The sequence below is a fragment of the Mesorhizobium sp. M0052 genome (assembly GCF_040323255.1).
Lineage (GTDB): Bacteria > Pseudomonadota > Alphaproteobacteria > Rhizobiales > Rhizobiaceae > Mesorhizobium.
The window spans coordinates 87,610-95,398 of the sequence record NZ_JAMYUS010000025.1; the positions used below are offsets into that span (position 1 = coordinate 87,610).

7 protein-coding genes are annotated in these 7,789 nt (G+C 63.5%); 6 read left to right on the top strand and 1 reads right to left on the bottom strand.

Features of this window, described 5'->3' with window-relative positions; genetic code table 11:
* The first annotated feature begins 5 nt into the window (after positions 1 to 5).
* From pstC to phoB, 5 genes are read left to right on the top strand one after another with little or no spacing between them, the layout of a single operon-like run.
* Positions 6 to 1,466, top strand: a complete 1,461-nt coding sequence (pstC, locus tag NKJ77_RS27280; RefSeq protein ID WP_352536009.1) for a phosphate ABC transporter permease subunit PstC — start codon at positions 6 to 8, stop codon at positions 1,464 to 1,466.
* The gene (gene pstA / locus NKJ77_RS27285; RefSeq protein ID WP_352536010.1) at positions 1,463 to 2,779 is read left to right on the top strand and encodes a phosphate ABC transporter permease PstA; all 1,317 of its coding nucleotides are present in this window, start codon (positions 1,463 to 1,465) and stop codon (positions 2,777 to 2,779) included. Before pstC ends, pstA begins: the two co-directional genes overlap by 4 nt.
* Positions 2,780 to 2,796: 17 nt before the next feature.
* Positions 2,797 to 3,621 carry a phosphate ABC transporter ATP-binding protein PstB gene (gene pstB / locus NKJ77_RS27290; RefSeq protein ID WP_023670110.1) on the top strand — a complete coding sequence of 275 codons (825 nt, stop codon included), beginning with the start codon at positions 2,797 to 2,799 and terminating at the stop codon, positions 3,619 to 3,621.
* Positions 3,622 to 3,662: 41 nt separating this feature from the next.
* Positions 3,663 to 4,367, top strand: a complete 705-nt coding sequence (gene phoU, locus NKJ77_RS27295; RefSeq protein WP_023670109.1) for a phosphate signaling complex protein PhoU — start codon at positions 3,663 to 3,665, stop codon at positions 4,365 to 4,367.
* A 16-nt stretch (positions 4,368 to 4,383) separates the two neighbouring features.
* Positions 4,384 to 5,073 (top strand): phosphate regulon transcriptional regulator PhoB, encoded by a 690-nt coding sequence (gene phoB, locus NKJ77_RS27300; RefSeq protein WP_031193203.1) that lies wholly within the window; start codon positions 4,384 to 4,386, stop codon positions 5,071 to 5,073.
* 30 nt (positions 5,074 to 5,103) lie between these two features.
* Here phoB and NKJ77_RS27305 read toward each other — a convergent pair whose 3' ends face one another.
* Positions 5,104 to 6,339: an ROK family protein gene (locus tag NKJ77_RS27305; protein WP_023683969.1), complete on the bottom strand. Its 1,236-nt coding sequence runs from the start codon at positions 6,337 to 6,339 to the stop codon at positions 5,104 to 5,106.
* A 266-nt stretch (positions 6,340 to 6,605) separates the two neighbouring features.
* On the opposite strand from NKJ77_RS27305, the gene xylF reads away from it, so the two are divergent.
* Positions 6,606 to 7,646 (top strand): D-xylose ABC transporter substrate-binding protein, encoded by a 1,041-nt coding sequence (xylF, locus tag NKJ77_RS27310; protein WP_023727290.1) that lies wholly within the window; start codon positions 6,606 to 6,608, stop codon positions 7,644 to 7,646.
* Positions 7,647 to 7,789: the final 143 nt, after the last annotated feature.

The following is a 7,789-nucleotide window of genomic DNA, read 5'->3' on the forward strand; positions in this document are numbered from 1 at the left end:
GGGTTATGTCGTCCTTGCTCGTACTCGCCATAGTCATTGCCATAGGCGTGGTCGCTTTTGTGGTCGGCCGCCAGCGCGCCGCGGCGCTGGATACCGGCAAGGTCAAGCCGCATTCGCGCGCGCATTATCATGGCTGGTGGGCCTTTCTGCTCGCGGTCCTGCCTGCCGTCCTTTTGCTCGCCGTCTGGGATATCGGCTCTTCCTTCTATCTCGACCGGCATATCCATGCCGCTTTGCCCGAGCGCACCGCCGACACAAAGGTCGCCAGCGAAGCGCTCGACGCCAGCCTGGTGAAGAGCCTGGCCAAGGGCCTGCGTCGGCTCGATGGCGATACCGCACTTCCCGCTACTTTCGCCGAATTGCAGCCGCTGCTCGCCGCCAAGGGCGTGGCACTGGCCAGCGACACCCAGGACTATATGATCCCGATCGCGGTCGAGGCGAACCAGGTCCAGGACCGGCTCGGCCTGTTCGGCGCCGTGCTGACCTTCGCGCTGTCGGTCGCCGGCGCCTTCTATGCGCTGAGGCAGATCGCGCCGCGCGCCAGGGCGCGCAACAACGTCGAGAAGCTGATGCTGTGGGGGCTGCTTGCGGCCTCGACCATCGCCATCCTGACCACGGTCGGCATCGTGCTGTCGATGCTGTTCCAGACCATCACCTTCTTCGAGAGCGTGTCGCCGATGAGCTTCTTCTTCGGCACGGTGTGGGATCCGCGTTTCGCCGCCGCCGGTTCCGGCGGCAGCCAGGGTCAGTTCGGCCTGATCCCGCTTCTCGCCGGCACGCTCTACATCGCCGCCGTCGCCCTTCTGGTGGCAGTGCCGGTCGGGCTGATGTCGGCGGTCTACATGTCCGAATATGCCTCGCGCGGTGTGCGCTCGGTGGTCAAGCCGGCGTTGGAACTGCTGGCCGGCATTCCGACCATCGTCTACGGCATCTTCGCCGTTGTCACGCTCGGACCGTTCTTGCGCGACCTGTCGGCGGCACTCACCGGCGGCTCGCCCTTCATCCAGGGCCAGAGCATCTTCACCGCCGGTCTGGTGATGGGCGTCATGCTGATCCCGGTCGTGTCCTCTTTGTCCGACGACATCATCACCGCGGTGCCGCGCGCAATGCGTGACGGCTCGCTCGGCCTCGGTGCCACGCGCTCCGAGACGATCAAGCGGGTGATCCTGCCGGCGGCACTGCCCGGCATCGTCGGCGCCATCCTGTTGACGGCGTCGCGCGCCATCGGCGAGACGATGATCGTCGTGCTGGCGGCGGGCGTCGCCGCCAATCTGACGGCCAATCCGTTCGAGGCGATGACGACCATCACCGTCAAGATTGTCAACCAGCTGACCGGCGATCTCGAGTTCAACTCGCCGCAGACGCTGGTCGCCTTCGCGCTCGGCCTGACGCTGTTCGCGCTGACGCTGGTGATGAACATCGTCGCCCTCTACATCGTGCGCAAGTACCGGGAGCAGTACGAATGACCGACATCCCCCTGGACACGATGGTGGGTGCCGTCGCGCGTCCGCGCCGCGACATCGGGCTGAAGGCGCGCTATGCCGCCGAACGCCGGTTCCGCATCTATGGCGTGATTGCGATCTCGGTGGGCCTGGCGTTCCTGGCCATCATGTTGATCACCATCGTCTCGAAAGGCTACACCGCCTTCTGGCAGACGACGGTGACGCTGCCGGTCACCTTCGACGAGAAGGTGATCGACCCCTCGAACAAGCGTGCCACAGACCCGAATGTGCTGATCAAGGCGAACTATCCCAAGCTCGCCGAAAACGCGCTGGTGGCCAAGCTCGGCATCGATCCGGCCAACAAGCCGATGATGCTGAAGCTCAAGGGCTTCCTGTCGGAAGGCGCGCGGGTCCAGCTGCGCGACATCGTCTCCGCCGATCCCTCGGTGATCGGCACGACGCGCGATGTCGACATCCTGGCTGCCGCCAATCTCGACTCGGCCTTCAAGGGCCAGATCGACCTCGGCGTCGATGAAGCGCGCCGCAAGGTGTCCAACCAGCAGATCGACTGGATGAACAAACTCAAGGCCGACGGCGTGATGGCCGAGCATTTCAACACCGGCCTGTTCAGCTATGGCGCCTCCAGCCGGCCCGAGACGTCGGGCATGGGCGTGGCCATCATCGGGTCGTTCTACATGATGGTGATCGTGCTGTTGCTGGCGCTGCCGATCGGCGTCGCCGCCTCGATCTATCTCGAGGAATTCGCCAAGAAGAACCGCTTCACCGACCTGATCGAGGTCAACATCAACAATCTCGCGGCGGTGCCGTCGATCGTCTTCGGCCTGCTCGGCCTTGCCGTGTTCATCAACTTCCTAGGCATGCCGCGCTCGGCTTCCTTCGTCGGCGGCCTGGTGCTGACGCTGATGACGCTGCCGACCATCATCATCGCCACGCGCGCCGCCCTCGCCGCGGTGCCGCCGTCGATCCGCTCGGCGGCCCTAGGTCTCGGCGCCTCCAAGATGCAGATGGTGTTCCATCACATCCTGCCGCTTGCCGCCCCAGGCATCCTTACCGGCACCATCATCGGCCTGGCGCGTGCGCTCGGCGAGACAGCACCGCTGCTCTTGATCGGCATGGTCGCTTTCGTCGCCGATTATCCGACGACGCCTTTCGATCCGGCGACCGCGCTGCCGGTGCAGATCTACATGTGGGCAAACGAGGCTGAGCGCGCTTTTGTCGAGCGCATGTCCGGCGCCATCATCATCCTGCTCGTCTTCCTCATGGCCATGAACATCACCGCGATCGTGCTTCGGCGCCGGTTCGAGCGGCGCTGGTAGAAAAAAGGCAATTTGGTATGAACATCATGACCGAACAGTCCCTTGAGAATGCAGTGGGCGACAAAATGAACGCCAAGTCGAACGAAGTCATCAAGATGCGCGGCGACAAGGTCGGCGTCTTCTACGGCGAGAAGCAGGCGTTGTTCGACGTCAATCTCGACGTCCGCCAGAACCAGGTGACGGCGCTGATCGGCCCGTCCGGCTGCGGCAAGTCGACCTTTCTGCGCTGCCTCAACCGCATGAACGACACCATCGATTCGGCGCGGGTGACCGGCAAGATCACGCTCGATGAAGACGACATCTACGACAAGAACATCGATGTCGTCGAACTGCGCGCCCGCGTCGGCATGGTGTTCCAGAAACCCAACCCGTTCCCGAAGTCGATCTACGAGAACGTCGCCTACGGCCCGCGCATCCATGGGCTGGCCAAGCGCAAGTCCGACATGGACCAGATCGTCGAGCAGAGCCTGAAGAAGGCTGCGATCTGGAACGAGGTCAAGGACCGCCTGCAGGAGCCCGGCACCGGCCTGTCCGGCGGCCAGCAGCAGCGCCTGTGCATCGCGCGCGCCATCGCCGTGTCGCCGGAGGTGATCCTGATGGACGAGCCCTGCTCGGCGCTCGATCCGATCGCCACCGCCCGTGTCGAGGAGCTGATCGACGAACTGCGCCAGAACTACACGATCGTCATCGTCACCCACTCGATGCAGCAGGCGGCGCGCGTGTCGCAGCGTACAGCGATGTTCCATCTCGGCTATCTCGTCGAGGAGGGCGCCACCGACAAGATGTTCACCAACCCCGACGACAAGCGCACCCAGGACTACATTACCGGCCGCTTCGGCTGAGCCGTCCGGCGGGTGAATTTTCAGGCACGAGGACCAAGATCATGGGTGAACATACCGTCGCCTCCTTCGATGAAGAGCTCGGGCAGATCAGCAAGCTGATCCGCGACATGGGCGATCTGGCAGGCTCGATGGTCAGCGGCTCGACCAGGGCGCTGCTCAATTCGGACAATGCGCTGGCACAGCGTGTCGTTTCCGACGACGCCATCATGGATGCGCGCCAGCGCGAACTGGACGACCGCGCCATCACGCTGATCGCCAAGCGCCAGCCGATGGCCAACGATCTGCGCGCCGTGGTCGGCTCGATCCGCATGGCCGGCGACCTCGAGCGCATCGGCGATCTCGCCAAGAACATCGCCAAACGCGTCGGCACCGTGGGCTTGAGCGTCACGCCGCGCGACCTCTCGCACTCCATCGATGCCATGGCGCAGCTGGTGCTGATCCAGGTGCAAGGCGTCGTCGAGGAATATGCCGCCACCGATGCGGCAGCTCTTGCAAAACTCAGGAATGACGACGAGCGCATCGACGTCAAATACACGTCCGTGTTTCGTGAGCTCTTGACCTACATGATGGAAGACCCTCGCAACATCACCGCCTGCACGCATCTCTTGTTCTGCGCCAAGAATCTTGAGCGCATCGGCGATCATGTCACCAACATCGCCGAAAATGCGTATTATGTGCTGACCGGCCAGCAATTGCCCGCCAATCGTCCGAAGCAGGACGAGACGGCGATGGCCACGCCGGCCTGATGAGGGTGAACTGCCTATGATCGCGCCACGCATCATGGTCGTGGAGGACGAGGAGCCGCTAGGCGTGCTCCTCCGCTACAACCTCGAATCCGAAGGCTATCACGTCGAGGTGGTGACACGCGGCGACGAGGCCGAGATCCGCCTGCAGGAAAACGTGCCCGATCTCCTGGTGCTCGACTGGATGGTGCCCGCTGTTTCCGGCATCGAGCTCTGCCGGCGGCTTAGAGTGCGGCCCGAAACCGAGCGGCTGCCGATCATCATGCTGACCGCGCGCGGTGAGGAAAGCGATCGCGTGCGCGGCCTGTCCACCGGTGCCGACGACTATCTGGTCAAGCCATTCTCGACGCCGGAGTTCATGGCGCGCGTGAAGGCGCTGCTGCGCCGGGCCAAGCCGGAAGTGCTGTCCAGCGTGCTCAAGGTCGGCGACATCGTGCTCGACCGCGAGTCGCACCGTGTCTACCGCAAGAAGAGCGAGATCAGGCTCGGACCGACCGAGTTCCGGCTGCTCGAATTCATGATGCGCCATCCCGGCCGCGTGTTCTCGCGCAGCCAGCTGCTCGACAATGTCTGGGGCGAGACGATCTACATCGACGAGCGAACCGTCGACGTCCATGTCGGGCGCTTACGCAAAGCGGTCAACAACGGCCGCATGCCGGATGTCATCCGTACCATTCGCGGCGCCGGCTACGCGATCAGGGAAGACTAGGATGCTGCGCGTCGCGCCGTTGCCGGCCATTCAGGCGACATGCTTGCCGGATTTGGCCTGAATGCCCGGCGCGAAAATCTCCTGATCGACGAAGCCGAGCGCGCGCATGGCACAGCCTTCGCGGATCAGCGGCAGCTCGTTGGGCTCGGTGTCGAAGGAGATCGATTTCGAGTGCTGGCCGCCGGCGGTCTGGGCGATCGCTTCGCGCAATGCCGGCTCGATCAGGTCGAAGGCGGCGGCGCTGACGCCAACCATGGCGACAGGCGCCGGGTCGATCAGCGCAAACAGGCTGCCGAGGCCGAAGCCGAGCGCCTCACCGGCCTTGCGATAGGCTTCGCGCTCCGGGCCATCGGTTTCGCGGGCGCGCGCGGCGAGTGCGCGCATATCAGCGTCGCCGATATCGACCGGCTCGGCATCTTCGCTCATCATTTTGGCGCTGCGCCAGATGGCGTAGTTTCCGGCATAGGCCTCGACGCAGCCGCGCCGCCCGCAGCGGCAGAGCGCGCCGCCCGGACGGTGGATCATGTGGCCGAACTCGCCGCCCGAGGAATGGGTGCCGGTGAACAGTTCGCCTTTCAGCACCAGCCCCATGCCGATGCCGTGCGACAAGAGGATCGCGATGAAATTGTCGCGGTAGCGCTCGGGCTGGCGCCATTGCAGGGCCACCGCCATCATATTGCAGTCGTTCTCCATGGTGGCAGGAATGCCGAATTCCGCTTCCAACATGTCGGCGAAGGCAATGTCGGTCAGTGGCGTGATTGGCGACCACAGCATGGCCCGCGCCTGCGAATCGGTGATGCCCTGGATGCCCATGGCAATGCGGGCGATGCTCTGGACATCGAGGTCCGGGTCCGCGAGACGCCGCCCGACGATTGCTACGCATTCGCCGATCAGCTCGTCGCGCGGCATGGTCAGCGTGTCGAGCCGGCGCTGTTCTTCCGCGACCACCTGGCCGGCATAGTCGATGACGGTGACGGAGAGGAAGTTCAGCGACAGCACCACGGTCATGACCGCCGCCGCTTCCGGGTTGAGGCCAAGGCCGACCTGCGGCCGGCCGCGTTTCAGCGAGCCGGTCTCGCCAGGCTTGCCTTCAATCAGGATGCCTTCTTGAATTAGATCAGACGAGATTGCCGATATCGTCGAATGGCTGAGGCCGGTGGTCGCCGCAATCTCGGTCCGCGACGGCTGGCCGGCCCGGCGCACGGCCGAAATCACCATCGCACGGTTGCGACGGCGCAGATCGTCGTGGCGGATCCCAACCGACATTTGTTTTCCTCCCGGCCTCCTCGCGCCTCATGATAGTGAAGGCGTTCGACGGCACCAGCCAAATATTGGCAGACGCCGGCAGCCCTGTCATTGTTTATTGCGGAGCTCGAAAAAATTCGGCAACGCTATCAGAATCCATCATAATCGATGTTGACAGTGCCTTATCATTGAACCAGTATTTTTTCGAGGCTCGAAAAAATGGAGCCTCTTTGTGCAGGCCTTCGGGCCGGTTTTGTCGCGCCGTGGGCGGCGCAGGGAGGGTTATAATGAACAGATTTGCAGCCGCCATGCTGGCGGGTGTCGCCATGTCGCTGGCGCTGATGTCGGTCGCGCAGGCGAAGGACAAGGTCATCGGCGTGTCGTGGTCGAACTTCCAGGAAGAGCGCTGGAAGACCGACGAGGCGGCGATGAAAACGGCGATCGAAGCCGCCGGCGACAAGTACATTTCGGCCGACGCGCAGTCCAATCCCGGCAAGCAGCTGACCGACGTCGAAAGCCTGATCTCGCAGGGCGCCAACTCGCTGATCATCCTGGCGCAGGACGCCTCGGCCATCGGCCCGGCGGTGCAGAAGGCGCTGGACGAAGGCATTCCGGTCGTCGGCTATGACCGCCTGATCGAGAACAAGGACGTTTTTTACCTGACCTTCGACAACAAGGAAGTCGGCCGCATGCAGGCCCGCGAAGTGTTCAAGGCGAAGCCCGAAGGCAACTATGTCTTCATAAAGGGCTCTGGCTCGGATCCGAATGCCGATTTCCTGTTCTCGGGCTCGATGGAAGTGCTCAAGGAAGCCATCGACTCGGGCAAGATCAAGAATGTCGGCGAGGCCTATACCGATGGCTGGCTGCCGGCCAACGCCCAGAAGAACATGGAACAGTTCCTGACCGCCAACGACAACAAAGTCGATGCCGTGGTTGCGGCCAATGACGGCACCGCCGGCGGCGTTGTCGCCGCGCTGACGGCGCAGGGCCTTGCCGGAACGGTTCCGGTCTCGGGCCAGGACGGCGACCATGCCGCCCTGAACCGCATCGCGCTCGGCACGCAGACGGTGTCGGTGTGGAAAGACGCGCGCGAACTCGGCAAGAACGCCGCCGAGATCGCCTCGCAGCTTGCCGATGGCAAGAAGACGGGCGACATTGCCGGCGCCAAGGACTTCACCACGCCTGACGGCAACACCGTCAAGTCGCTGTTCCTGACCCCCGTCGCGATCACCAAGGACAACCTCAACGTCGTCATCGACGCCGGCTGGATCAAGAAGGACGAAGTCTGCACAGGCGTCGCCGCAGGCAGCGTCGCGGCTTGCAACTGATCTCGACGACTTGAAGAAATGAGGCGCCCCGGCGGTCAACGCGCGGCCGTTTGAGTAAAAGCATTTTTTGTTTAAGCCCTCCGGCGCAAACATGTAGTCAGTTGTCCTGCAGAGCAATAAAAACATGAACGAGGCCACCAGCC

Excerpts from the sequence above, each read along its gene's own strand:
- pstC (WP_352536009.1), top strand. The coding sequence starts at position 6 with ATGTCGTCCTTGCTCGTACTCGCCATAGTCATTGCCATAGGCGTGGTC.
- pstA (WP_352536010.1), top strand. The coding sequence starts at position 1,463 with ATGACCGACATCCCCCTGGACACGATGGTGGGTGCCGTCGCGCGTCCG.
- pstB (WP_023670110.1), top strand. The coding sequence starts at position 2,797 with ATGAACATCATGACCGAACAGTCCCTTGAGAATGCAGTGGGCGACAAA.
- phoU (WP_023670109.1), top strand. The coding sequence starts at position 3,663 with ATGGGTGAACATACCGTCGCCTCCTTCGATGAAGAGCTCGGGCAGATC.
- phoB (WP_031193203.1), top strand. The coding sequence starts at position 4,384 with ATGATCGCGCCACGCATCATGGTCGTGGAGGACGAGGAGCCGCTAGGC.
- NKJ77_RS27305 (WP_023683969.1), bottom strand. The coding sequence starts at position 6,339 with ATGTCGGTTGGGATCCGCCACGACGATCTGCGCCGTCGCAACCGTGCG.
- xylF (WP_023727290.1), top strand. The coding sequence starts at position 6,606 with ATGAACAGATTTGCAGCCGCCATGCTGGCGGGTGTCGCCATGTCGCTG.